This window comes from Polynucleobacter cosmopolitanus, from assembly GCF_002224225.1.
In the GTDB taxonomy this organism is placed as follows: Bacteria; Pseudomonadota; Gammaproteobacteria; order Burkholderiales; family Burkholderiaceae; genus Polynucleobacter; species Polynucleobacter cosmopolitanus.
In genome coordinates, this window is sequence record NZ_NJGG01000003.1 from 1 (window position 1) to 23,840 (window position 23,840).

23 protein-coding genes, 1 tRNA gene and 1 pseudogene are annotated in these 23,840 nt (G+C 44.1%); 21 read left to right on the forward strand and 4 right to left on the reverse strand.

Features of this window, described 5'->3' with window-relative positions; translation table 11 throughout:
- From AOC33_RS07825 to cobA, 7 genes and pseudogenes are all read left to right on the forward strand, one after another.
- Positions 1 to 259, forward strand: a pseudogene (locus AOC33_RS07825) (ferredoxin--NADP reductase); the annotation flags it as partial.
- Positions 260 to 277: 18 nt separating this feature from the next.
- A complete protein-coding gene (locus AOC33_RS07830; RefSeq protein WP_089516470.1) occupies positions 278 to 1,990 on the forward strand; it encodes a nitrite/sulfite reductase in 1,713 nt (570 codons plus the stop codon).
- A complete protein-coding gene (locus AOC33_RS07835; RefSeq protein ID WP_089516678.1) occupies positions 1,983 to 2,519 on the forward strand; it encodes a DUF934 domain-containing protein in 537 nt (178 codons plus the stop codon). Before AOC33_RS07830 ends, AOC33_RS07835 begins: the two co-directional genes overlap by 8 nt.
- On the forward strand, positions 2,512 to 3,240 hold the full coding sequence (locus AOC33_RS07840) for a phosphoadenylyl-sulfate reductase (protein WP_089516471.1): 729 nt from the start codon (positions 2,512 to 2,514) through the stop codon (positions 3,238 to 3,240). The genes AOC33_RS07835 and AOC33_RS07840 overlap by 8 nt, the downstream gene beginning before the upstream one ends.
- Positions 3,241 to 3,245: 5 nt before the next feature.
- Positions 3,246 to 4,175 carry a sulfate adenylyltransferase subunit CysD gene (cysD, locus tag AOC33_RS07845; protein ID WP_089516472.1) on the forward strand — a complete coding sequence of 310 codons (930 nt, stop codon included), beginning with the start codon at positions 3,246 to 3,248 and terminating at the stop codon, positions 4,173 to 4,175.
- Positions 4,175 to 5,512 (forward strand): sulfate adenylyltransferase subunit 1, encoded by a 1,338-nt coding sequence (locus AOC33_RS07850; protein ID WP_089516473.1) that lies wholly within the window; start codon positions 4,175 to 4,177, stop codon positions 5,510 to 5,512. Before cysD ends, AOC33_RS07850 begins: the two co-directional genes overlap by 1 nt.
- Positions 5,513 to 6,271 (forward strand): uroporphyrinogen-III C-methyltransferase, encoded by a 759-nt coding sequence (gene cobA, locus AOC33_RS07855; protein ID WP_089516474.1) that lies wholly within the window; start codon positions 5,513 to 5,515, stop codon positions 6,269 to 6,271.
- On the opposite strand, the gene AOC33_RS07860 is transcribed toward cobA, so the two are convergent.
- Positions 6,197 to 6,562 carry a sirohydrochlorin chelatase gene (locus tag AOC33_RS07860; protein ID WP_089516475.1) on the reverse strand — a complete coding sequence of 122 codons (366 nt, stop codon included), beginning with the start codon at positions 6,560 to 6,562 and terminating at the stop codon, positions 6,197 to 6,199. The genes cobA and AOC33_RS07860 overlap by 75 nt on opposite strands.
- 30 nt (positions 6,563 to 6,592) lie before the next feature.
- Between AOC33_RS07860 and AOC33_RS07865 the strand changes: the two genes are divergently transcribed.
- Positions 6,593 to 6,937, forward strand: a complete 345-nt coding sequence (locus AOC33_RS07865; RefSeq protein ID WP_089516476.1) for a thioredoxin domain-containing protein — start codon at positions 6,593 to 6,595, stop codon at positions 6,935 to 6,937.
- 50 nt (positions 6,938 to 6,987) lie between these two features.
- Here the strand turns inward: AOC33_RS07865 and AOC33_RS07870 are convergent.
- Positions 6,988 to 7,078: transfer RNA gene (locus AOC33_RS07870), tRNA-Ser, on the reverse strand.
- Positions 7,079 to 7,122: 44 nt separating this feature from the next.
- Positions 7,123 to 7,911 (reverse strand): enoyl-ACP reductase FabI, encoded by a 789-nt coding sequence (gene fabI, locus AOC33_RS07875; RefSeq protein ID WP_089516477.1) that lies wholly within the window; start codon positions 7,909 to 7,911, stop codon positions 7,123 to 7,125.
- A 58-nt stretch (positions 7,912 to 7,969) separates the two neighbouring features.
- Here fabI and AOC33_RS07880 point away from each other — a divergent pair, with 58 nt between their 5' ends.
- Genes AOC33_RS07880 through AOC33_RS07900 form a run of 5 tightly spaced genes read left to right on the forward strand, consistent with a single transcriptional unit; the run spans position 7,970 to position 14,258 of the window.
- Positions 7,970 to 9,853, forward strand: a complete 1,884-nt coding sequence (locus tag AOC33_RS07880) for an extracellular solute-binding protein (RefSeq protein WP_245835643.1) — start codon at positions 7,970 to 7,972, stop codon at positions 9,851 to 9,853.
- Positions 9,850 to 10,932 (forward strand): microcin C ABC transporter permease YejB, encoded by a 1,083-nt coding sequence (locus AOC33_RS07885; protein WP_089516478.1) that lies wholly within the window; start codon positions 9,850 to 9,852, stop codon positions 10,930 to 10,932. The genes AOC33_RS07880 and AOC33_RS07885 overlap by 4 nt, the downstream gene beginning before the upstream one ends.
- Complete coding sequence (locus AOC33_RS07890; protein ID WP_089516479.1) at positions 10,929 to 11,984, forward strand: ABC transporter permease; 1,056 nt, start codon at positions 10,929 to 10,931, stop codon at positions 11,982 to 11,984. Before AOC33_RS07885 ends, AOC33_RS07890 begins: the two co-directional genes overlap by 4 nt.
- Entirely contained in the window at positions 11,981 to 13,606 is a 1,626-nt protein-coding gene (locus tag AOC33_RS07895; protein WP_089516480.1) for an ABC transporter ATP-binding protein, read from the forward strand. The genes AOC33_RS07890 and AOC33_RS07895 overlap by 4 nt, the downstream gene beginning before the upstream one ends.
- A gap of 46 nt (positions 13,607 to 13,652) precedes the next feature.
- On the forward strand, positions 13,653 to 14,258 hold the full coding sequence (locus tag AOC33_RS07900; protein ID WP_089516481.1) for a C40 family peptidase: 606 nt from the start codon (positions 13,653 to 13,655) through the stop codon (positions 14,256 to 14,258).
- Positions 14,259 to 14,263: 5 nt separating this feature from the next.
- Here the strand turns inward: AOC33_RS07900 and AOC33_RS07905 are convergent, their stop codons facing one another.
- Positions 14,264 to 15,196 (reverse strand): patatin-like phospholipase family protein, encoded by a 933-nt coding sequence (locus AOC33_RS07905; RefSeq protein WP_089516482.1) that lies wholly within the window; start codon positions 15,194 to 15,196, stop codon positions 14,264 to 14,266.
- Here AOC33_RS07905 and AOC33_RS07910 point away from each other — a divergent pair, their 5' ends adjacent.
- From AOC33_RS07910 to ccoG, 8 genes are all read left to right on the forward strand, one after another.
- A complete protein-coding gene (locus AOC33_RS07910; RefSeq protein ID WP_089516483.1) occupies positions 15,197 to 16,258 on the forward strand; it encodes an extracellular solute-binding protein in 1,062 nt (353 codons plus the stop codon).
- A 27-nt stretch (positions 16,259 to 16,285) separates the two neighbouring features.
- Complete coding sequence (locus AOC33_RS07915; RefSeq protein WP_089516484.1) at positions 16,286 to 18,757, forward strand: heavy metal translocating P-type ATPase; 2,472 nt, start codon at positions 16,286 to 16,288, stop codon at positions 18,755 to 18,757.
- Positions 18,758 to 18,791: 34 nt separating this feature from the next.
- The gene (gene ccoS / locus AOC33_RS07920) at positions 18,792 to 18,983 is read left to right on the forward strand and encodes a cbb3-type cytochrome oxidase assembly protein CcoS (protein ID WP_089516485.1); all 192 of its coding nucleotides are present in this window, start codon (positions 18,792 to 18,794) and stop codon (positions 18,981 to 18,983) included.
- Between the two features lie 111 nt (positions 18,984 to 19,094).
- Complete coding sequence (gene ccoN, locus AOC33_RS07925; protein ID WP_089516486.1) at positions 19,095 to 20,540, forward strand: cytochrome-c oxidase, cbb3-type subunit I; 1,446 nt, start codon at positions 19,095 to 19,097, stop codon at positions 20,538 to 20,540.
- 18 nt (positions 20,541 to 20,558) lie between these two features.
- Complete coding sequence (ccoO, locus tag AOC33_RS07930; protein ID WP_089516487.1) at positions 20,559 to 21,215, forward strand: cytochrome-c oxidase, cbb3-type subunit II; 657 nt, start codon at positions 20,559 to 20,561, stop codon at positions 21,213 to 21,215.
- Positions 21,216 to 21,234: 19 nt separating this feature from the next.
- Entirely contained in the window at positions 21,235 to 21,411 is a 177-nt protein-coding gene (locus AOC33_RS07935; protein WP_089516488.1) for a cbb3-type cytochrome oxidase subunit 3, read from the forward strand.
- Positions 21,408 to 22,331 carry a cytochrome-c oxidase, cbb3-type subunit III gene (gene ccoP / locus AOC33_RS07940; RefSeq protein WP_089516489.1) on the forward strand — a complete coding sequence of 308 codons (924 nt, stop codon included), beginning with the start codon at positions 21,408 to 21,410 and terminating at the stop codon, positions 22,329 to 22,331. Before AOC33_RS07935 ends, ccoP begins: the two co-directional genes overlap by 4 nt.
- A complete protein-coding gene (gene ccoG / locus AOC33_RS07945) occupies positions 22,331 to 23,791 on the forward strand; it encodes a cytochrome c oxidase accessory protein CcoG (protein WP_089516490.1) in 1,461 nt (486 codons plus the stop codon). The genes ccoP and ccoG overlap by 1 nt, the downstream gene beginning before the upstream one ends.
- Positions 23,792 to 23,840: the final 49 nt, after the last annotated feature.

A 23,840-nucleotide genomic window follows, 5' to 3' on the forward strand; every position in this document is an offset into this window, starting at 1 on the left:
GTTGATCTACTACCCAACCGTCACAAGAGAAGCATTCAAGCACACAGGACGTCTCACCACCGCGATTGACAATGGTCAGTTGTTCAAAGACATCGGTTTGCCACCACTGGACCCAGCCAATGACCGCGGCATGATTTGTGGCAGTCCATCGATGCTCAAAGAAATCTCAGAAATGCTGGATGCCAAAGGCTTCAAGGTGTCACCAAGTCTGGGACGCTTGGGTGACTATGTGTATGAACGAGCATTCGTTGAATCTTGATTGAATGGAAAAATAACCATGTACCAATACAACCCCATTGATCAAAGTATTGTTGATGATCGCGTCAAGCAGTTCAGAGGACAAGTTGAAAGACGCCTGCAAGGCACTCTTCCAGAAGAAGAATTTCGTCCTTTGCGTCTGCAAAATGGACTTTATCTTCAGCGTCATGCCTACATGTTGCGGATTGCGATCCCGTATGGCCTATTCAATAGTCAACAAATGCGCATGTTTGCCAAGATTGCTGACAAATATGATCGTGGCTATGGTCATTTCACAACCCGTCAAAACATCCAATTTAACTGGCTTAAGTTAGAAGAAACTCCTGAAATACTTGCAGATTTGGCCAGCGTGCAAATGCATGCGATTCAAACCTCGGGTAACTGTGTTCGCAATATCACCAGCGATCCATTTGCTGGTGTTGCAGCCGATGAAATTGTTGATCCTCGCCCGATTTGTGAGTTATTGCGTCAATGGTCAACACTTCATCCAGAGTTTGCTTTTCTTCCAAGAAAATTCAAGATCGCAGTCAGTTCTTCTAAAGAAGATCGTGCGATTGTTGCGGCTCATGATTTAGGCCTTTTCTTGAGAAATAATGAACAGGGTGAGTTGGTTGCTGATGTTTTGGTCGGCGGCGGCATGGGTCGTACACCCATCATTGGAACCATTATTCAATATGGTTTACCTTGGCAAGAGTTACCAAACTATATCTCTGCAGTCTTGCGTGTTTATAACCTGCACGGACGTCGTGATAATTTATACAAAGCCAGAATCAAGATCCTTTTAAAAGCTCTAGGGGTTGAAGAATTCACTCGTCAAGTCAACGAAGAGTATCAATACTGGAGAGGTGGTCATCAGGCTTTCACCCAAGAAGAGTGGAATCAAGTCGCTCAGTATTTTGTCAAGCCGGCTTACAAAACTCTCCCATCTTTAAATGAAGAGCCTATTGTTTTACAAGCGCCTGAATCAGAGAGAACATCATTCTCTCGATGGCTTGAAAGAAACGTTAAAAAGCATCAAATCCCAGGCTATGCCAGTGTTTTATTGTCTTTAAAGCCACATGGAACTGTTGCGCCTGGAGATATTGATTCATCTCAGATGATCAAAATTTCTAATTTGGCAGATCAATACAGTTTTGGCTTGATACGCTCAACTCATGAGCAGAACTTGGTCTTGGCAGATGTTGAGCAAACGCGTTTATATGAGTTATGGAAAGAAGCCAAATCGTTGGGCTTGGCTTTACCTAATATTGGCTTGTTAACCGACATCATTGCTTGCCCTGGTGGAGATTTCTGTTCATTAGCAAATGCCAAATCTATTCCAATTGCCAATGACATTCAAAAAAGATTTGATGACTTAGATTATCTATTTGATATTGGTGATATCACACTCAATATCTCAGGATGCATTAATTCTTGCGGTCATCACCACGTCGGCAATATTGGCATTTTGGGTGTCGATAAGGATGGTCAAGAGTGGTATCAAGTCACTTTGGGTGGCGAGCAGGGACTGCAAGCGGCCATCGGTAAAGTGATTGGCCCCTCATTTTTTGCCAGTGATATGCCTGATGTCATCAGTGACTTGATTCAGATCTACATTGAATTGCGTGAGCCAGAGGAAAGCTTTATTCAGACCTATCGTCGTGTGGGAGTAGAGCCATTCAAAACCAGGGTCTACGCCAATAAAGAGAAAAAAGATAAAAAAAATACGGTGGGAGAAGATGCGCATGGCTAAGCTCATACATTATCAGAAGGGTGGGGTTGCCCAGCTTGCAGAAAACCAATGGCAAATTCTTCCTGTGGATACTCAAGAACCTTTGGGTACGGGTCCCTATTTGGTGCCATTTCAGTATTGGCTTGATCACTCAGGGTCTGCAGAGATTCAGGCCAAGTATTTGGTAGGTGAATTAGGTGTCTGGTTTGCCAGTGATGCTGATCTGACGGCTCATCGAGATGTGATTCTGGCTGGAATGAAATTTTGGGCCATCATCGCGGTTGATTTCCCGATATTTAGAGATGGCCGAGGGTTCAGTCATGCGGCCATATTTAGAGAAAGACTGGGTTGGCAGGGTGAATTACGAGCCATTGGTGATGTGTTAATCGATCAACTGTTGCAAATGGCAAAAGTTGGTTTTGATGGCTTCTTATTAAGAGCAGACCAAAATGAAGCAGTGGCCCTAGAGCAATTTGAAATCATTCATCATCGACTACAAAACGACTGGCGCGCAAGCCGTGACCAATTAGGTAGAGGTCACCATGTCTAGCAATAGTCATTTATGGCAGATTCCAAAAGTAGAGTTACCTGAAAGTCATCTTTCCAAGTTACAAAACAATTTGGAAGAGCGTCTAACAATTATCAGTAGTCAATTCAGTGATGTTCGTTTTGCAACCAGTTTGGCAGCTGAAGACATGGCTGTGACTGATGGAATTGCAAAAAGTGCTAAGTCGATTCATATTTTCACTCTCTTTACGGGTCGTCTTCACGCTGAGACCGTTGAGATGAAAAAGACCGTTGAAAGCCACTATGGTCTCTCAATTGATGCTGTAGAGCCTCAAGCTCAAGATATTCAAGCATTCATAGCTCAGCATGGTTTGAATGGCTTTTATGACAGTGAAGAAGCCAAGAAGAACTGTTGTTATGTCAGAAAAGTAAAACCACTTGAGTTGAGCTTAAATGGCGCCGATGCTTGGATCACAGGTTTAAGGCGCTCGCAATCAGTGACCAGAAATGAATTGGCGTTTCAGGAGTTGGATGAGGTTAGAGGTATTCCAAAATTCAATCCAATTTTTGATTGGACTGATGATGAATTGTGGGCTTATTTGGCTTGGCAAAAAGTCCCATTGCATCCATTGCATCAAAAGGGCTATCCCAGCATAGGTTGTGAGCCTTGTACAAGAGCTATTCGTGCCGATGATGATTTGAGGGCAGGACGTTGGTGGTGGTTAAACAAAGAAAGTAAAGAGTGCGGATTGCATCTTAAATAAAAATCATGACACAAGATCAAACACAATTACACAATGAACATTTAGATTGGCTTGAGGCTGAATCAATCTATATTATTCGCGAACTCATTGCGCAGGCAAGTCGTCCCGCCATGCTATTTTCAGGTGGCAAAGATTCAATCGTCATGTTTCACCTAGCTCGAAAAGCATTCCGGTTTGGCGCTCGCCCCATTCGTTTGCCTTTTCCTTTATTGCACATTGACACAGGTCATAACTATTCTGAGGTCATTGAATTTAGGGATCAGATTGTTCAACAAACAGGCGCTGATCTGATCGTTGAGTATGTTGAAGAGTCCATTAAAAAAGGCAGTGTTAAATTAAGAAAAAGTACTGATTCTCGGAATGCGGCGCAGGCAACAACTCTTTTAGAGGCAATCGAAAAGCACGAGTTTGATGCATTGATGGGTGGTGCAAGACGTGACGAAGAGAAGGCCAGGGCCAAAGAGAGAATCTTTTCATTCCGCGATGAATTCGGTCAATGGGATCCAAAGGCACAAAGACCAGAGCTTTGGAATTTATACAATGCGCGAATCGCCAAGGGCGAAAACATGCGAGTTTTTCCAATTTCAAATTGGACAGAGCTGGATGTTTGGCAGTACATCGCACGCGAAAATTTAGCGCTTCCAAGCATTTACTATGCACATCAGCGTGAAGTTGTTAAGAAAAATGGATTACTGGTACCAGTTACGCCAATAACACCAAAGGCATCTGATGAAGCCAGCGAAATTCTGAGCGTTCGTTTCCGAACAGTGGGGGATATCAGTTGCACATGCCCAGTATTAAGTGAGGCCAATACGCCTGAAAAAATCATTGCTGAAACAGTGCTTTCAGAAATCACTGAACGTGGTGCTACACGCATGGATGATCAAACCAGTGAGGCTTCCATGGAGCGACGTAAAAAAGAGGGGTACTTCTAATGGAACAACTGCACAACAAAAATACGCATGGCGTGGTTCGATTCATCACTTGTGGCAGTGTGGATGATGGCAAGAGTACTTTGATTGGTCGTCTTCTCTACGATACCAAAGCGGTTTTGACTGATCAGATTCAGGCTTTAACTAAAACAAAGCATGCCAGGGTTACAGCGTCTGATGCCGCCATCGATTTAGCTCTATTAACTGATGGTCTTGAGGCTGAGCGTGAACAGGGCATCACCATTGATGTTGCATACCGTTATTTTTCAACAGTTAAAAGAAAATTCATCGTTGCTGATGCCCCTGGTCATGAGCAATACACACGAAACATGGTCACGGGCGCATCTCAAGCAGATGTCGCCATTTTATTGGTGGACGCCACGCGCCTGGATACAAGTAAATCTAATATCAGTTTGTTGGCGCAAACCAAGCGTCATGCTGCCATTGTCAAAATGTTGGGGTTGAAGCACATAGCGGTGGCTGTTAACAAAATTGACTTGTTGAATTTTGATGAAGAAGTATTCAAAAAAATTAAAGAAGAAATTCTAAATTTGGCAAATACCTTGAAGTTGCCAACCCCTCAAGTTTTTCCAGTATCAGCTTTGCTTGGTGACAATATTGTCAATCCTTCAAAGAATTTCAATTGGTATCAGGGGCCAACATTACTTGCTTGGTTAGAGGGCCTTGATATTTCATCTGAGAAATCTGGGGTAAATTTGAGATTCCCAGTGCAATACGTGGCCAGACAAGATGGAAGTGCTGCAGAGGATTTCAGAGGTTATCTGGGTCGAGTTGAGTCAGGTGAAATTCATCAGGGTCAACAAGTCACAATTTTGCCGGCAGGTTCAGTCGCTACAGTAGCTGAAATTTATATTTCAAATGGTTTGAATAGTTTTGGTCAAAATACAAGTGTTGAAATGGCTAAAGCAGGAGACGTCATAGCGCTGACTTTTTCTGAAGATGTGGATGTGTCGCGCGGCGACATGATTATTGCGCAAGACAACTCTTCAGATCTTTTGACTAAGCAACTAATTGCTGATATTTGTTGGCTAGATCACGATGCCTTATCTACATCAAGAAAGTACATATTAAGACACACGACTAATACAGTATTTACAAAAGTTAAAAATATTATTCAGATTTTGGATATTGAAACTTTGTCACAAGCTGTTGAGGCAGATTCATTGGGTGTCAATATGATTGGCCGAGTAGAGCTTGCCTTGCAAAAACCGATCGCTGCTGATTTATTTGATGAGTCCTTGGCTACAGGATCATTCGTTTTGATCGATGAGGCAACCAACCATACTGTGGCTGCTGGAATGATTCGGGAGGCCCTGTAAATGAGCCAATCATTAAGGAAGGTTTATTTGGTCGGTGCGGGCCCTGGCGCCGCTGATTTGATCACTGTTCGCGGAATGAAGTTATTACAGGCCGCTGAGATTGTTTTTCATGATGCTTTGGTTGATCCTGCAATGCTTGATTATTGCAGCCAAGCTATCTTGATTCCTGTTGGTAAACGTTGTGGCAGACATTCCGCTGCTCAATCCTTTATCAATAAGCGCTTGATTGATGCCAGTAGAAAGTACAAGCACATTGTTCGACTCAAAGGCGGAGATCCGATGATTTTCGGGCGCGCTGATGAAGAGATCACTGCTTTGGAAAGCTGTGGAATTAATGTTGAAGTGGTCCCGGGCATTACAGCTGCTTTGGCGGCATCCGCATCACTAAAACAATCTTTGACTTTACGGGGTATCTCAAGGAGCGTTGCTTTTTATACGCAAGTTAAAGCAGAAAATGAACAAGAAGCGTCATTGCCAAACGCTGATACTTTGGTGATTTACATGGGGCGTTCTAATTCAGTCCAACTTGCTGAGCAATTACTCTCACAAGGCAGGCCCAAGAACACTCCCGTTCAAATCATTGAGTCGATCAGTACTTCACTAGAGCGAACTTTATCTTTGACTTTAGAAGAAATGTCTCAAGGGCAAGCGATCAGTTGGTTTAACCAAGAGTCTCCAGCTTTGTTACTGGTCGGTGCAGTATTTGGCAATCGCTTGCAAAACTCCGAGATCCTCGCCAACGGCAGGCTTTACGGTTAAATCCATTTGGGGGTATTTCTGGCTGCAAGCTGCAAGAAGTTTCGGTAAATCTTCTCTGATGTGACCGCCTTGTCCAAAAAATATCGGCACAAGAGTCATTTGATAAATTTCCTTTGAGATGATGTCTTCAATACATTCGCTCAGTGTTGGAGACATTAGCTCTAGAAAAGCGAGCTCAACAATCATCTCAGGATTTTGAGCTTGAATTAATTTCTGAACATTGATGATGGGCTCTTTCCACCTTGGGTCGCGGGCACCATGACTGAACAGAATAATTGCTTTTTTAACCATGAATTATTGTAAATTAAAAAAACTAACTGTATGACATTCTCAGGCAAGATAGAGGAATCTGGAGCGATTAAGATACTTGTTGTTTGTGCTGATTGGTGCAGCGTATGCAGGGATTACAGAGCTACTTTGAGTGATCTTCCAGAGTTTGATATTAAATGGATAGATATCAATGATTTTGAATCCTTAACCGAGGAAATAGAAATTGAAACTTTTCCAACGGTGATCATTGTTAACAAGATGGATGTACTTTTCTTTGGCCCAGTAGAGCCTAATAAAAACTCATTAACGAGCCTGCTTTCAGCGGTAAAAACCACACCCTCTAAGACCACTCATCCTGAGCTTGCTTTTGCGATTAAAACTTGGTTTGGAAAGTAGTTTGCTTAACAGGGGCTGAATGGGCTCAGCCCCTTTGTTCACCAAATAACTGGCGGAGAAAGCGGGATTCGAACCCGCGGTAGGCTATGAACCTACGCACGCTTTCCAGGCGTGTGACTTAAACCACTCATCCATCTCTCCGTGCAAGAGCATCATTATACGCCCCTGTGTTTTTAATGGATGGCTTACTCAGCCTCTGCCATACCGCCTACAACGTGACTAAAGCCTCCGTCCACGTAGGTGATTTCGCCAGTGATGCCGCCTGCTAGGTCAGACATCAAAAATGCAGCAGCATTACCAACGTCGTCAATGGTTACGTTGCGACGCAAAGGAGCATTCGCTTCAACGAAATCCAAAATCTTGCCAAAACCTTTGATGCCTGAAGCAGCCAAAGTTTTGATAGGTCCTGCAGAGATGCCGTTACAACGAACACCCTTAGGACCTACTGAATTAGCCAAGTAACGCACGCTGGCTTCAAGGGATGCTTTTGCCAAGCCCATGGTGTTGTAGTTAGGCACCACCATTTGTGAGCCAAGGTAAGTCAAAGTCAATAAAGCTGACTTGTCGTTCAACATCGGGAGCGCAGCTTTGGCCATTGCAGGGAAGCTGTAGGCTGAGATGTCATGAGCAATCTTGAAAGACTCTCTTGAAAGACCATCTAAGAAGTCACCAGCGATGGCTTCACGTGGAGCAAAGCCAATGGAGTGGATCAAACCGTCGAATTTAGGCCAGGTGGCCGATAAATCAGCAAAAAGCTTGTCAATTTGCTCATCACTGCCCACATCGCAGTCAAAAATCAGGGTGCTATTGAATTCAGCGGCAAATTCGGTGATTCGGTCTTTAAAACGATCGCCCACGTAGGTGAAGGCTAATTCTGCGCCTTCACGGTGGCAAGCCTTGGCAATGCCATAAGCGATTGAACGGTTAGAAAGTAGACCTGTTAGGACGATTTTTTTACCGGTTAAGAAACCCATTTTTGCTTCCTTTTTTCTTTTTGCTGAATTTGTGAATGTCTAATTACAATTGTCACACATGCAGATGATTAGACCCTTACTTTTACCCCTCATTTTAAGCTTGTCAGTTTTGACGGGGTGGAGTGTCTCAACAGGCGCATTGGCCGCCCACGGCTTTGCCCAGTATGGCGACCTGCAATATCCCCCGGGATTTAAACACTTCTCTTACGTCAATCCAAATGCACCCAAAGGCGGAACTATCTTTTTGCCTAATCCTGATCGCAGGACCAGTTTTGACAAATTTAACCCTTTTTCAATGAAGGGTGTTGCTGCACCAGGCGTTGCTCAATTGATGTTTGAAAGTTTGTTGATTGGCAGCGCTGATGAAGTGGCGTCGTCTTATGGGCTTTTGGCCGATGATGTGAGTTTGGCCAAAGACGAATTAAGTGTGACCTTTCGCTTAAACCCATTGGCCCGCTTTAATGATAATTCTCCGGTATTGGCCAAAGACATCAAATACTCTTTTGACACTTTGATGAGTAAATTGGCCAGTCCGCAATTCAGAACGGTTTATGCAGATGTCAAACAAGCGGTGATCATTTCTGAGCGAGTGATTCGTTTTGACTTTCATCGTAAAAATACCGAATTGCCACTTTTGGTTGGATCAATGCCCATCTTCTCTGAAAAATGGGGCAAGGATGCGCAGGGCGCGGGAAAGCCATTCAATCAATTCACTTTTGAAAAACCAATTGCCAGTGGCCCATACCTTATTGAGAGCTATGACATTGGTAAAAACATCGTGTTCAAGAAAAACCCAGAATACTGGGGTGCTGAACTGAATGTCCGTGTTGGCTTTTTTAATTTCGAAAAAGTTTCTTACCGTTTATACAAAGATGACACAGCAAGAATAGAAGCTTTCAAAGCAGGTGAGTTCGACACATTGGTTGAATACCGCGCAAAGAACTGGGCCAAGAGTTATGTTGGACCTAAGTTCAGAGATGGCACTTTAAAAAAACAACATTTCCAGCATCGCAACGGAGCAGGGATGCAAGGCTTTGTGATGAACACGCGTCATCCGATTTTCAAAGATCAGCGTGTTCGCCAAGCTTTGACCTTGGCATTAGATTTTGAGTGGATGAACCGTCAACTGTTTTATGGCCAATACCATCGCATTGATAGTTACTTCTCGAACAGTGAGTTGGGTGCATCTTTTGAGGCTGGTAGTTTGCCAAGCGCACAAGAACGAAAATTATTGGAGCCTTTGCAAAAAGCCTATCCTCAGCACTTCCCAAAGAATGCATTGGGCCCAATGCTTTTGCCTGTGACCACTGAGGAACCCTCAAGCTTGCGCCAAAACCTTAGAAAAGCCAGAGAGTTGCTGGCACAAGCTGGCTGGGTCTACAAAGATGGTGCTTTGAGAAATGCCCAAGGACAAGCATTCCATTTTGAGTTCATGGACGATGGTGGCGCCATGTCGCGCCTGGTATCTGCGTATGCGCGCAATCTTGAAAAGCTGGGCATGAAAGTAGATATCAGAACCACTGATTACGCTTTGTATCAAAAACGTTTAGAAGAATTTGATTTTCAAATGACCAGCATGAAGTTCCCTGACTCGCAAAGTCCTGGCAATGAATTGTGGGATCGTTATGGCAGTCAATCTGCCACCACCAAGGGCTCAGACAATATTCTTGGGGTGCAATCTCCCGTGGTTGATGCTTTGATCTCATCCATTGTTAAGGCTCAGACCAGAAAAGATCTCATCACGGCAACAAGAGCTTTGGACAGAGTATTGACTCACAGCTATTACATCGTGCCTCATTGGTACAGTGCCACGCATCGAGTAGCATACAAATCAGATATGGGGTTTTCAATACCGCCCAATTATTTCGCAGCTGAATCATGGATTCTTTCCACTTGGTGGCGCAATCCTCCATCAAATTCTCAAGCAGGAGCTGGGCGATGAACAGTGCTTTGTGGAGATACATTGCTCGAAGAATCTTATTAATGATTCCAACACTGTTGGGCGTCATTACTTTGACATTTGCGGTGATTCAATTTGTACCAGGCGGCCCTGTTGAGCAAATGATGCTTGAGCTCAAAGGTCGGGGTGATGCCAGCGTTGCCGCCGTTGAATCATCAGGTGGTGGTAACTTTTATCGCGGTCGCCAAGGCATTGATGAAGAGCGTCTGAAAGAAATTAAAGCCTTGTATGGATTTGATCAGCCTCTTTGGGAACGTTACATCAATATGTTGGGTCGCTTTGCCATGTTTGATTTAGGCCAAAGTTATTACCAACACAAAAGTGTTGGAGATCTTGTTCTATCAAAAATGCCTGTCTCGATCAGTTTGGGGCTTTGGACATTTTTGATCACTTATTTGATATCAATCCCACTCGGGATTAAAAAAGCGGTGCGTGCTGGTACTCGTTTTGATACAGCAACAAGTGTAGTGATTTTGATTGGCTACGCCATCCCAGGATTTGTATTGGGTGTTCTATTGCTTGTGCTGTTTGGTGGTGGTAGCTTCTTCCAGTTATTCCCCTTGAGAGGCTTGACCTCAGATAACTGGGCAGAGCTCAGTTTGATTGGTAAGGTCATGGATTACTTTTGGCATTTGGTGTTGCCCATCACTGCATCGGTGTTAGGTAACTTTGCCGTCATCACCATGCTCACCAAGAATTCTTTTATAGAAGAGATTCGCAAACAATATGTGATCACTGCCAGAGCCAAAGGTTTGAGTGAAGACAAAGTGCTTTGGAAGCATGTGTTCCGTAATGCGATGATTCCTTTGGTCACAGGTTTCCCATCTGCATTTATTGGGGCCTTCTTCACAGGTTCTCTATTGATTGAAACTTTATTCTCGCTTGATGGCTTAGGGCTCTTGTCCTACGAAGCGGTCATGAAAAGAGACTATCCAGTGGTTTTGGGTACTTTGTATTTATTTACTTTGATTGGTTTATTCACCAAATTAATTTCTGACATTGCTTACGTCTTGGTAGATCCTCGTATTCAGTTTGACAGCCAATCTGGAGGTCGATCATGAAAAAGGGATGGCTTCACCAATTGAGAGAAAGTGATCAATGGGCTAGATTTAAGGCTAATCGTTTGGGCTACTGGAGTTTGTGGATTTTCACCAGTTTGTTTGTGTTGAGTTTGTTTGCAGAACTGATTGCCAATGATCGACCCATCTTGGTCAGCTATCAAGGTAGTTTGTATGCGCCGATTGTGAAGGATTATCCTGAAACTACTTTTGGTGGAGACTTCCCAACGCCGACGGATTATCTAGATCCCGACATTAAAAAAACGTTCAGTCAAAAAGGGAATTGGGCGATCTATCCATTGATCACCTATCGTTACGACACACTCAATTACTTCGCCAAGGAACCAAACCCAGCCTCTCCATCGCTAGATAATTTGCTGGGCACTGATGATCGAGGCAGAGATGTGGTGGCGAGGCTAATTTACGGCTTTCGTTTATCAGTCTTGTTTGGTTTGTGTCTCACCATCATCGGCGTTGCCATTGGTGTGCTGACTGGCGCAGTGATGGGTTACTTTGGCGGTAAAGTGGATTTGATTTCTCAGCGCATCATTGAGGTTTGGAGTTCCATGCCTGAGCTGTATTTGCTGATCATTTTTGCATCGATCTTTGCCCCCAGCGTTGGTTTATTGATCATCTTGTTGTCTCTTTTTGGCTGGATGGGTTTATCGGACTATGTGCGTGCAGAGTTCTTGAAAAACAGATCTTTGGAATATGTCAGAGCAGCTCAAGCACTCGGTTTATCAAGTCAACAAATCATGTGGCGTCACATTCTGCCAAACAGCTTAACGCCCGTGATCACGTTTTTGCCATTCCGCATGAGCGGCGCTATTTTGGCTTTGACGAGTTTAGACTTTTTAGGTTTGGGTGTTCCTGCAGATCAGGCCAGCTTGGGTGAGTTGTTGGCGCAAGGCAAAGCCAATCTCGATGCTTGGTGGATTTCTTTATCGACCTTTTTGGTATTGGCAGGAACTTTGATGTTATTGACATTCATGGGTGATGCCATGCGTGATGCCTTTGACACGCGTCGTGCGAAAGCAGTGAAGGTGGCAGCATGAATCAAGAGGATTTCAACTTGATTGATATCAATCACCTGAATTTGAGTTTTGGTAGAAAAACTGTCATCAGCGACTTCAGTTTAAAAATCAAGGCCGGTGAAAGAATTGCGATTGTTGGAGAGTCTGGTTCCGGTAAAACCTTGACCGGTTTGTCGATCATGGGTCTTTTGCCTGAAGGCGCGAACATCACTGGTGAAATCAATTGCCAAATTAATCAGAAGTCACAAAACTTATTAGCATTGAGTGAAGCTGAAATGCGCAGTATTCGTGGCAAAGACATTGCCATGATTTTTCAAGAGCCCATGACTGCTTTGAATCCACTTTACACAGTGGGCAATCAAATCATGGAAGCGGTCCAATGTCACGAGCCAACTTTGAGTAATTACGTTTGCCAACAGCGTGCCATTGAACTTCTTGAAAGAACAGGGATACCTCAGGCCGCAGAACGTTTTTCATATTACCCACACCAGCTCTCAGGTGGACAACGTCAGCGCGCGATGATTGCGATGGCCTTGGCTTGTAAACCAAGATTGTTGATTGCGGATGAGCCAACCACGGCATTAGATCCTAGCTTGCGAATTCAAATCTTGGATTTATTAAAAGATTTGCAAGAAGATGCCAAGTCGCATGGCGGTATGGCTGTGATTTTGATCACTCATGATTTGAATATGGTCCGTCATTTTGCCCAGCGTGTGGCAGTGATGTATCAAGGTAAGTTACTGGAGTGCAAATCCACTGAGGAAGTTTTTAGTCAGCCTGATCATCCTTACACCAACAGTTTGGTCAATAGTAAGCCAGTGCGCAACGTCTTACCTTTGGTGCCAATCGCGCCAGTATTACTTAAGGCAGAGCAGGTCAGTGTTGCTTATCCTCAGGCAGGCAAGGGTACGTTGGGTGGAAGCTTCGGTCGAGGTATTCAACAATTCATCAGAGGCTTTCATTTTTCTGATTTATGGAAACGTGAATACCAACAAGTTGTTAAAGATGTGAGTCTTGAATTGCGCCAAGGTGAAACCTTGGGTTTGATTGGCGAATCTGGTTCGGGCAAATCAACCTTGGCCATGGCCTTATTGGATTTACTGGGTCAAACAGGTGCCAAAGTATCTGGTCAGGTTGAAGTATTGGGTCATGATTGGTTGAAGTTGAACGTATCAGAACGCAGTCGTCTAAGAGCTTCTTTTCAGGTGATTTTTCAGGATCCTTTTGGCTCCTTGTCACCTCGCATGACAGTGGGACAAATCGTTGGTGAAGGCTTGTCTTTGCATCAGGCTGATTTATCGCCAGATGCCAGAAAAGCAAAAGTGATTGATGTTTTAAAGGAAGTTGGCTTGGATCGGACTGCTTACAGCAGGTATCCCCATGAATTTTCTGGCGGCCAAAGGCAGCGCATTGCAATTGCCAGGGCACTGATCTTAAAACCTCAAATTCTTGTCTTGGATGAGCCAACATCCGCTTTGGATGTCACGATTCAAAAGCAAATATTGGCCTTACTTTCAGATTTACAGCACAAATACAACATGGCTTACCTCTTGATCAGTCATGATCTAGAGGTGGTTGAGGCCATGTCTCACCGTGTCATTACCTTGAAAAAAGGTAAACAAATCAAGCATCAAGAGCTGTAAGCAGGCATTTGTTTGTAAGCAATTGTTCAGGTTATAATTGAACTTCATGTCAAAAATACACCGCAACCTTCTTGCCGCCGTGGTTTTGCTGGCTTCCCTTCAAGTGGGGCCGGTATTTGCTCAGTCATCGACTGAGTCTGAGCCATTGCCAAAGTCATTTGCTTCCACAGTTTCATCAGCTGTTGTTGATAAAACAGAGACATTGATCAATAACGCCATGCAGTTAATTGGTGTTCGTTATCGCTGGGGTGGTAACACGCCTCAAAGTGGCTTGGATTGCAGTGGTTTCGTGCGTTATGTTTTTAACGATACCTTCGGTTTTTTATTGCCTCGCAAATCAGCTCAAATGAGCAAAGTTGGTTTGGAGATTGGTAAAGAAGAGTTGCGTCCTGGCGATTTGGTGTTTTTCAACACCATGCGCCATGCGTTTTCTCATGTGGGTATCTACGTTGGCGACAATAAATTCATTCACGCACCATCCAGAGGTAAATCTATCCGTGTGGATGACATGACCAAGGTTTATTGGGAAAAGCGTTACAACGGTGCGCGTCGAGTTGAAAACTCTACGGGTTTTGATGTGATGTCAGAAGAGCAGCGTCAACAACTGTTACTTGATTTCCAAGAGCGTTTGGAAAAAACTGGTCGTCTTTGATCCTTTTAGATTTTCAATAAGCTCTTTATTTGCAATATCTGTTTCATCGCAGATTCCTCACCCGCCAAAATTGCTGCATTTCTTGACTTAAAGTCAGTGCCTCTCATGCCTTTTAATTCAGGCTGAATGACCACATGAGCAAGATCCAATTCAAAAGTATTGATGCTTTTACTCATGATCGACGTTGTGTGTAAAAGAATGCCCAGGCTCCCAGAGCTGTCTTGGGAGCTTGGTTCGGTTGATATGTTGACCGCAATCACAATATCAGCGCCCATTTGTTTGGCGTATCTGACCGGAACAGGAGATACCAAACCGCCATCCACATACTCTCTACCTTGAATGGTGGTGGGTTGAAAAACTCCAGGGATGCTGCAAGATGCCCGAACGGCTTGGCCTGTATCGCCTCGCTGAAATAAAACCCCGTTACCTGTTTGTAAATCCGTGCCAACAATCCCCAGCGGCATTGCTAAATTTTCAATGGTTTGGTTTTTTACCAAGCGATTCACCATGGCTTGAAGAGCGTCGCCTTTGATCATTCCACCAAATCGACCAGAGAAGGGCAGAGCCCAATCAGTGATAGCTGCTTCGTCTAATGACAAAGCAATTTTTTGTAATTCGGTGCCTTTGTAGCCTGCTGCGTATAAGGCAGCAATCACGCTGCCGGCGCTGGTGCCAACCACCAGGTTTGGAAATATGCCTTGAGACTCCAGGGCTTTGATGACACCAATATGAGCAAAGCCTCGCGCAGCACCTCCACCCAAAGCTAAACCAATCACAGGTTTTTTACTTGGAATGCTGGAGCAAGACGTCAAACCACCAATCCCAAGAGCACCTAAACTGATCAGGGTCAAAAAGTCTCGTCGAGAATTGTGGTAATCTAGATGATAATTATTCTCAATTGTATTTAAATCACTGTCTTGATCGGAGTTCTTATTCATATGTTGTTAACTAAAAAATACCTATTGGCGATTGTCTCTGCTTTTGGCCTAACTATTGGGTTAACTGCTGCATCACCGGCATTATCTCAGTCTTCTCAGGTATTGAACTTATATTCTGCACGTCATTATCAAACGGATGAGGCTTTGTATGCTGAATTCACCAAACAAACAGGCATCAAGATCAATCGCATTGAGGCTGATGACAATGCTCTTTTAGAGCGTTTGCGCAGTGAGGGTAAAAATAGTTTAGCCGATGTGATTTTGTTGGTTGATGCAGCAAGACTCTGGCGCGCTGAAATTGAAGGATTTTTTCAGCCTATTCAATCAAAAGTATTGGATACAAGAATCCCTAAAAACTTTCGCTCGAATGATATTGGTCAGGGCAGTCAGTGGTTTGGTTTTTCAAGCAGGGCTCGCGTGATCGTTTACAACAAAGCAAGCATGAACCCAAAAGATGTTGATACCTATGAAAAACTAGCTGACCCAGTTAATAAAGGCAAGGTTTGCACTCGTTCAGGTTCTCATCCTTATATGTTGTCATTGATAGGTGCCATGTATGAGCGTCAAGGTGAAGCAAAAACGGAGGCTTGGGCCAAAGGCATGGTGGCGAATATGGCTCGTGCGCCCAAGGGTGGCGACACAGATCAAATCAAAGGAGTTGCTTCAGGTGAGTGCGGGGTGGCGTTGACCAATTCCTATTATTTGGCGCGCTTGATGCGCTCTACTAAACCAGCGGATATGCAGGTTGTGGAAAAAATTGGTTTGATTTGGCCCAATCAAGCGACTTCTGGTGTTCATATGAATATTGCGGGTGGCGCTGTGGCTAGTTATGCCCCAAATAAAGCTGCCGCTATTAAATTTCTTGAATACTTGGCCAGTGATTCAGCTCAACAATACTTCGCTAATGGTAATAATGAGTGGCCCGTTGTGAAATCTGTAAAAACCACGAATGAAGCATTAAATAAGTTAGGAAACTTCAAACAAGAGAATATTTCAATTGCATCTATTGGTAAAAATCAAATTTATGCACAAAAAATATTGGATAGAGTGTCCTATAAGTAAAAAGAAAGCCTAGAATCTCAGGCTGAGATGAATACCAAGCCTGAGACCCCACTTTCAATTGAAGACTGCTATCACTGTGGCGGCGATCTAACCAGCGACAATCTTTATGAGGCAACGCTTGGTGGATCGCCTCGTTACTTTTGTTGTGCTGGTTGTTTAGCGATTGCGCAAACAATCCATGGTCAGGGTTTAGAAGCTTTTTATGCGCGACGCTTACCACTGGGTCAAAAACCAGATGATGTTGGTCAACTGACTGATCAAGTACCAGATGCTCTATTGGCATACGATGATCCAGTTTTGATGGATCGATTCACGCGAGCTTCATCAGAATACCCAGGCGAAGTTGAAACCACCTTGCGTTTAGAAAAGATTCGCTGCGCTGCTTGCGTCTGGCTAAATGAGCAACACTTAAAAAGACTGTTTGGCGTTAAAGATGTGCAAATCAATTATGTGACTCAGCGAGCCACGGTCAGATTTAACCCCAATGAAGTTCATTTATCAAAATTGCTTCATTCAGTTGAGCAGATTGGTTATGAAGCATGGCCCTTTGAACCATCTATGAGTGCCGATCTAGCTAAAAAAGAACGCCGTCATTTATTGATGCGCTTGGGAGTGGCAGTTCTGGGGATGATGCAAGTGATGATGTATGCCTGGCCGACATACGCCGGGGCAGATGATCTACTTGTCGAGCAAGAATTGTTATTGGGTTGGACCAGTTGGGCCTTAACAGTGCCTGTTGTGCTTTACTCTGCAGGACCGATGTTTGTGGTTGCTTGGCACAGTATTCGAAACTTTCCTAGAACGGGCATGCTGGGCATGGATGTTCCTGTGTCTCTGGCGGTTGCCTTGGCTTTCATAGCGGGAAGTATCAGCTTGGTCTTGGGCGTGGGTGAAAGTTATTTTGATTCCATCACCATGTTCATTGCATTTTTACTGGCCGCAAGATATTTAGAATTGTTAGCCAGACAAGATGCACAGGGTGGTGCAGAGGCTTTGGCAAAACAACTACCTGCTACTTGTGATCGATTTGAAGATTATTCAAATACTGAAGTGACTAAATCAGTGCCGGTTGTCAGATGCGTGGTGGGTGATGTATTACGTATTTCTCCGGGCGATGTGATTCCGGTGGATGGTGTTTTACTTTCAGGTGAGGCAAGTTTGAATGAAGCAATTCTTTCTGGAGAATCTCGACCTGTTTCTAAAAGCATGGGCGATGTTTTATACGCAGGAAGTCACAATATTGTCAGTCCCATTGTGATGCGCATCACCGCTTTGGGGCAGGGCACAAGAATTGCAGGCATTGCCTCATTACTTGATAAAGCTCTATTAGCCAAACCTCAAGTGGTTGGCTTGGCGGAAAAATGGGCGGGTTATTTTGTGGTGTTCTTGATGGCAGCAGCAGGGCTTACTGCGATTGCTTGGTATTTCTTAGATCCTCTCAAAGCTTGGGAAACTGCTGTTGCAGTATTGGTGGCAAGCTGCCCATGTGCTTTATCTTTGGCTACTCCTGCAGCGATGGCTGCAGCTCAAGGGGCTATTACGAAACTAGGTTTACTGGTGGTCAGAGGTCATGTCATGGAGACTTTGGCCAAGGTAACAGATTTGGTGATTGATAAAACAGGCACTCTCACCACGGGGCATCCTGAGTTAAAAGCTATTTTGTCTTTGCGCACTGGTTATACGGAACAACAGGTGCTAGCAATTGCTGCAGCCATGGAGTCTGGGCAAAAGCATCCTTTGGGTTTGGCAATTTTAGAGGCGGCACAAAAACGAGAAATTCAACCAATCATCTTGAGTGAAGCGCCAGTGAGTGAATTAGGTAAGGGCTTGCGTTCAGGTGTGTATCAATTAGGATCTCGCCAATGGTTAAACCTTGAGCCTGTTCCAGTTAACCAAGAAAACGAGCAGGCCAGCTTGGTTTATTTAAAAGATGATCAAGGATTGTTGGCAGTATTTTCTCTACTAGATACCCCAAGACCAGGCGCCATGGAATTTATCAAACAAGTTCAGGCACGAGGTATTCAGGTGCATCTTTTATCCGGTGATGATCAACAAACGGTTGCTTGGTGGGCTCGTTACTTTGGCATTGATCATCTTCAGGGCGGCGCGTTGCCTGAAGATAAATTTTCATTTAGTGATGCTCTCCAAAAAGAGGGCAAAGTGGTTTGGGCTGTTGGCGATGGTGTTAACGATGCACCATTTCTAGCGAAGGCGAATGTCTCTATTGCTGTCGGCAGTGGAGCTCCATTGGCTCAAGCTGGTGCAGATGCAGTTTTAACCACCGAATCATTAAAACCTTTATCGCAAGCTTTAGAACTTGCAGATAAATCCAAAATCATCATGCGTCAAAACTTGGTATGGGCTTTTGTTTATAACGTGATTGCCATACCTGTTGCGATGATGGGATTGGTCAATCCATGGGTCGCAGGAATAGGGATGAGCCTATCCTCTTTAGCAGTCACACTGAATGCGTGGCGTTTAAGAAAAATAAGTGAATAAGCTTTTTTAGTGATGAATGAGCTAGACTAGTTGAATGGAAAGCCTTTATTTACTCATCCCAATGTCACTCGTTGTTGTCGGAGTGATTGTATTGATTTTGTATTGGGCGGTAAAAAGTGGCCAATTTGAAGACTTGGAAGGTCCAGGTCATTCTATTTTGATGGATGACGATGTTTCGCCCAATCGTGTCATAGACAAACCATCATCAAGTACATCAGTTAAGTAAAAAGAATAATCTTTAGTTCCAAAACTTGACCTACATCAAGGTCTTCTCCCTCCTTCAATTTTTATAATTGCAACAGGATAAATCGGCCTTTAGGCTAGTAAGGGAGAAACCATGGGGTTAACCGTGGGTAATACGCAAGACAACTTTAACTACAAAGTTGTTCGCCAATTTGCCTTGGTAACAGTGCTTTGGGGCATTGTTGGTATGTTGGTTGGGGTGATTTTGGCTGCACAGCTGATCTGGCCCGACATCACAATGAACATTCCTTGGTTGAGCTATGGTCGTTTGCGCCCATTGCACACCAATGCTGTGATTTTTGCCTTCGGTGGTAGTGCCTTATTCGCAACTTCTTATTACATCGTGCAACGCACCTGTCAGGTTCGTTTGTTCTCAGATAAGTTAGCGGCTTTTACATTTTGGGGTTGGCAGGCAGTGATAGTTGCTGCGGCAATTTCATTGCCGTTGGGTATGTCAACGTCAAAAGAATATGCTGAACTTGAGTGGCCGATTGATATTTTGATCACTTTGGTTTGGGTTGCTTACGCTGTGGTTTTCTTTGGCACAGTGATCAAGCGCAAAACAAAGCACATTTATGTATCTAACTGGTTCTTTGGCGCATATATTTTGACGATTGCGATGTTGCACATTTTCAATAACTTGGAAATGCCAGCAAGTCTATTCAAGTCTTACTCTGCCTATTCAGGTGCACAAGATGCGATGATTCAGTGGTGGTATGGTCACAATGCGGTTGGTTTCTTCTTAACAACCAGCTTCTTGGGCATGATGTATTACTTCATTCCTAAGCAAGCAGAGCGTCCCATCTATTCATATCGTTTATCAATCGTTCACTTCTGGGCATTGAACTTCACTTATATGTGGGCAGGTCCTCACCACTTACAACACACAGCTTTGCCTGACTGGACTCAGTCTTTGGGCATGGTGTTCTCTTTGATTTTGTTGGCACCATCTTGGGGCGGTATGATCAACGGCATCATGACTTTATCTGGCGCATGGCATAAATTGCGCAGCGATCCAATCTTGAAGTTTTTGATCACCGCTTTGTCTTTCTACGGTATGTCAACCTTTGAAGGCTCGATGATGTCCATCAAGACCGTGAACAGCTTGTCACACTACACAGACTGGACCATTGGTCACGTGCACTCTGGTGCCTTGGGTTGGGTGGCGATGATCACGATTGGTTCTATGTATTACTTGATTCCACGTTTGGTGGGTCAAAAAGAAATGCACAGCACCAAGTTAATTGAATTGCACTTCTGGATTTCTACGATTGGTGTGGTTCTTTATATCGCCGCTATGTGGATTGCTGGTGTGATGCAAGGTTTGATGTGGAGAGCTTTCCAGGTAGATGGTACTTTGACTTACAGCTTTGTTGAATCTGTAAAAGCAACTTATCCGTTCTACATGATTCGTTTATTGGGCGGCGTGTGTTTCTTGTCTGGCATGTTTGTGATGGCCTACAACGTTTTGAAAACTATTCAAAACAAGAAATTTGTTGATGCGCCAATTCCAACAAGTAACTTGGCAGCTGCCCACTAAGCAAAAGGAGAGATTACTATGTCTGATAATAAAAAATTCTTCTCTCACAACACGCTAGAAACCAATGTGGGTTGGCTGATTGTGATGACAGTATTTGTTGTGGCCATTGCTGGTTTGGTGCAGATCGTGCCATTGTTTTTCCAGCACTCAACCACCAAGCCTGCTGGAGGCGTGACACCATACTCAGCACTTCGCCTAGCTGGTCGCGATGTGTATCAGAGAGAAGGTTGTGTTGGTTGTCATTCACAACATATTCGCACTTTGCGTTCAGAAACCGAGCGTTATGGCCCATATTCTGTGGCCGGCGAATCTGTGTTTGATCGCCCATTCTTATGGGGTTCAAAGAGAACGGGTCCTGATTTAGCGCGAGTTGGCGGACGTTATTCTGATGATTGGCATCGCATTCATTTGCGCAATCCTCGTGATGTTGTGCCCGAATCCAATATGCCTGCTTATCCATGGTTGGCGAAAGCGCCAGCCAGTAATGTCGGTGATATTTCTGCGCACATGAGAGCCATGAGCCGTTTGGGCGTTCCTTACACGGAAGAAGAAATTTCTAATGGACCGAAAGAGCTAGAAGGCAAGACTGAGGAAGATGCCTTAATTGCTTACTTGCAAGGTTTGGGAACCAATCGCCGTGCGGTTGATCCTGTGAAAACAACAGCAACTCAGTAATTTCAAATAAGAGATAGCAATGGAAAATATCGTGCCGTATCTATCAGCCACATCGACCATTTTGGGTTTGGTGTTTTTTGTGGGCATCGTTTGGTGGGCATGGTCTGCTAATCGACGTGCTGCTAATGATGAGTCAGCACAATTGCCATTCAATCTCCCAGATGAATACAAGAAGGAAAAGAAGGATCAATCATGAGTGATTTTTTCAGTAGTGGGTGGGGCATTTATATTGCGCTTGTAACGGGCGTAGGCATCATTTGGTGCCTGTATCTCTTGTTCTCGCAACGCAAAACCAATGTGACCTATGAAGCTGACGGTTCAGTAGCAGATACTGGTCATGTTTGGGATGGTGATTTACGTGAACTGAATAACCCTCTACCACGTTGGTGGATGTGGATGTTTGTGCTTTCATGTGTTTTTGCCATCGTTTATTTGGTTTTGTACCCTGGTATGGGTACCTATGAAGGCTCCTTGGGTTACACCACGCGTAACGCACATGAAGCATCTGTGGTTCAAGCAAATCAGCAATTAAAGCCGGTGTACGCTAAATACATGAGCATGGATGTAAAACAAGTAGCAGCTGATCCTGCTGCCCGTGAGATGGGGCAACGTCTTTTCTTGAACCATTGTGCTCAATGTCATGGATCTGATGCTGGTGGCTCTAAAGGCTTTCCTAATTTGGCAGACACTGATTGGTTGTATGGTGGTGATACGCAAGATATCAAGCAAACATTGATTGGTGGTCGTGCAGGTGTGATGCCTGCTTTTGCTCATCTAGAAAGTGCTCAGGTTTCAGATGTGGCTAACTATGTGCGCAGCTTATCTGGTTTGGCAGCCGATCAAATCAAGGTAGGTCGTGGCGCTGAAGTTTATAAAGCCAATTGCGCAGCTTGTCATGGTGCTGAAGGTAAGGGCATGGCAGCCATGGGCGCACCTAACTTGACCGATAAAGTTTGGTTGTATGGTGGATCAGAGGCAACCATTGTTGAAACAGTTTTAAAAGGACGTAACGGCATGATGCCAGCACACGAAACTATTTTGACGCCAGAAAAAATTCATTTATTAACGGCCTATGTTTGGGGTTTATCCAACGTAAAAGATAAAAACAGCAAATAATGGCCAATGACTTTTTAGCAGACGAGGGTGGCTCACAGAACACGGTTGAGCTTTCTCTCTACGAAGTAAGACGCAAAATTTACCCCCGCTCAGTGAGTGGGGTTTTTGCCAAGTGGCGCTTGATATTAGTTCTTGTGACACAAATATTGTTTTATGGCTTACCTTGGGTACAGTGGAATGACCGTCAGGCGGTTTTATTTGACTTGGTGTCCCGTAAGTTTTATATCTTCGGTTTGGTTCTTTGGCCGCAAGACATTATTTATCTAACTCTTTTACTGATCCTTTCAGCTTTAGCACTTTTCTTATTTACAGCTGTGGCTGGTCGTTTGTTCTGTGGATACGCCTGTCCCCAAACTGTCTACACAGAAATATTCATGTGGATAGAGCGCAAGGTTGAAGGTGATCGCTTTGCGCGGATTCGTTTGGATGGCGAAGATTGGCCATGGAGTTTCCATAAATGGCGCATAAAAATTACCAAGCATGCTGTATGGATTTTGATTGCACTGTGGACTGGATTTACTTTTGTTGGTTATTTCACGCCTATCAAGGTATTGAGTGCCGAGCTGATTGCTTTCACTTTGGGACCTTGGCAAGCATTTTGGCTGCTTTTCTATAGCTTTGCTACTTGGGGTAATGCTGGTTTCATGCGAGAGCAAGTATGTAAGTACATGTGCCCGTATGCACGCTTTCAAAGCGTGATGGTTGATAAAGATACATTTGTTGTTACTTATGACAAAACTCGTGGTGACCCACGGGGTGGTCGTGCAAAAGCGGCCAATCACAAAGAGCTTGGTTTGGGTGATTGCGTGGATTGCAGTATCTGTGTTCAGGTATGTCCAACAGGCATCGATATTCGTGATGGCTTGCAATACATGTGCATTGGTTGTGGTGCTTGTATTGATGCCTGCGATCAAGTGATGGACAAGGTTGGTTACGACAAAGGTTTGATCCGATACACATCTGAACGCGCCATGCTTGAGCACATGGATAACAAGAAAGCTCGGCATTATATTTTCAGGCCACGCGTCTTGATTTATATCGGGATCATGTCTGTTTTGTTAATAGCGTTTGCTAGCTCGGTATTTTTGCGCAATCCTCTGCGAGTCGATGTGATGCGCGATCGAGGTGCTTTGGCTCGTGAAGTTGAAGGTACCAAGATAGAAAACGTTTACCGCTTGCAAATCATGAATTCTTCTGAAAACCCAATGAATGTCAGCATTGTTGCCACTGGTTTGCCGGGCATGCAAATTTTAAGTTCTCAGGGCAAGGAAATCAGTGAGCTTATTGTTAATCCATCAAGCAATCTGTTAATACCGGTGAAGCTCAGAGTAGCTATCGAAGACGTTAAAGCAGGTACTCACCCAATTAATTTTGATATTGAAGCAACTGAGAGTGGACCCAACGCCTCTAAAACTCTAAGAGTGCGTGACGAGAAATCTAGTTTTATTGTGCCTAGATAAGAGTAAGAGATAAGAGTGAGAGACAAGAGTAAGATTTAAAGCTAAATGC

Coding starts and splice junctions, on each gene's coding strand:
- ccoG (WP_089516490.1), top strand. CDS start 22,331: ATGGCCAATGACTTTTTAGCAGACGAGGGTGGCTCACAGAACACGGTT.
- AOC33_RS07935 (WP_089516488.1), top strand. CDS start 21,235: ATGGAAAATATCGTGCCGTATCTATCAGCCACATCGACCATTTTGGGT.
- AOC33_RS07860 (WP_089516475.1), bottom strand. CDS start 6,562: ATGGTTAAAAAAGCAATTATTCTGTTCAGTCATGGTGCCCGCGACCCA.
- cysD (WP_089516472.1), top strand. CDS start 3,246: ATGACACAAGATCAAACACAATTACACAATGAACATTTAGATTGGCTT.
- AOC33_RS07840 (WP_089516471.1), top strand. CDS start 2,512: ATGTCTAGCAATAGTCATTTATGGCAGATTCCAAAAGTAGAGTTACCT.
- AOC33_RS07895 (WP_089516480.1), top strand. CDS start 11,981: ATGAATCAAGAGGATTTCAACTTGATTGATATCAATCACCTGAATTTG.
- AOC33_RS07905 (WP_089516482.1), bottom strand. CDS start 15,196: ATGAATAAGAACTCCGATCAAGACAGTGATTTAAATACAATTGAGAAT.
- AOC33_RS07880 (WP_245835643.1), top strand. CDS start 7,970: ATGCAGATGATTAGACCCTTACTTTTACCCCTCATTTTAAGCTTGTCA.
- AOC33_RS07865 (WP_089516476.1), top strand. CDS start 6,593: ATGACATTCTCAGGCAAGATAGAGGAATCTGGAGCGATTAAGATACTT.
- AOC33_RS07890 (WP_089516479.1), top strand. CDS start 10,929: ATGAAAAAGGGATGGCTTCACCAATTGAGAGAAAGTGATCAATGGGCT.
- ccoN (WP_089516486.1), top strand. CDS start 19,095: ATGGGGTTAACCGTGGGTAATACGCAAGACAACTTTAACTACAAAGTT.
- AOC33_RS07850 (WP_089516473.1), top strand. CDS start 4,175: ATGGAACAACTGCACAACAAAAATACGCATGGCGTGGTTCGATTCATC.
- ccoS (WP_089516485.1), top strand. CDS start 18,792: ATGGAAAGCCTTTATTTACTCATCCCAATGTCACTCGTTGTTGTCGGA.
- cobA (WP_089516474.1), top strand. CDS start 5,513: ATGAGCCAATCATTAAGGAAGGTTTATTTGGTCGGTGCGGGCCCTGGC.
- AOC33_RS07900 (WP_089516481.1), top strand. CDS start 13,653: ATGTCAAAAATACACCGCAACCTTCTTGCCGCCGTGGTTTTGCTGGCT.
- AOC33_RS07910 (WP_089516483.1), top strand. CDS start 15,197: ATGTTGTTAACTAAAAAATACCTATTGGCGATTGTCTCTGCTTTTGGC.
- ccoP (WP_089516489.1), top strand. CDS start 21,408: ATGAGTGATTTTTTCAGTAGTGGGTGGGGCATTTATATTGCGCTTGTA.
- ccoO (WP_089516487.1), top strand. CDS start 20,559: ATGTCTGATAATAAAAAATTCTTCTCTCACAACACGCTAGAAACCAAT.
- AOC33_RS07915 (WP_089516484.1), top strand. CDS start 16,286: ATGAATACCAAGCCTGAGACCCCACTTTCAATTGAAGACTGCTATCAC.
- AOC33_RS07885 (WP_089516478.1), top strand. CDS start 9,850: ATGAACAGTGCTTTGTGGAGATACATTGCTCGAAGAATCTTATTAATG.
- fabI (WP_089516477.1), bottom strand. CDS start 7,911: ATGGGTTTCTTAACCGGTAAAAAAATCGTCCTAACAGGTCTACTTTCT.
- AOC33_RS07835 (WP_089516678.1), top strand. CDS start 1,983: ATGGCTAAGCTCATACATTATCAGAAGGGTGGGGTTGCCCAGCTTGCA.
- AOC33_RS07830 (WP_089516470.1), top strand. CDS start 278: ATGTACCAATACAACCCCATTGATCAAAGTATTGTTGATGATCGCGTC.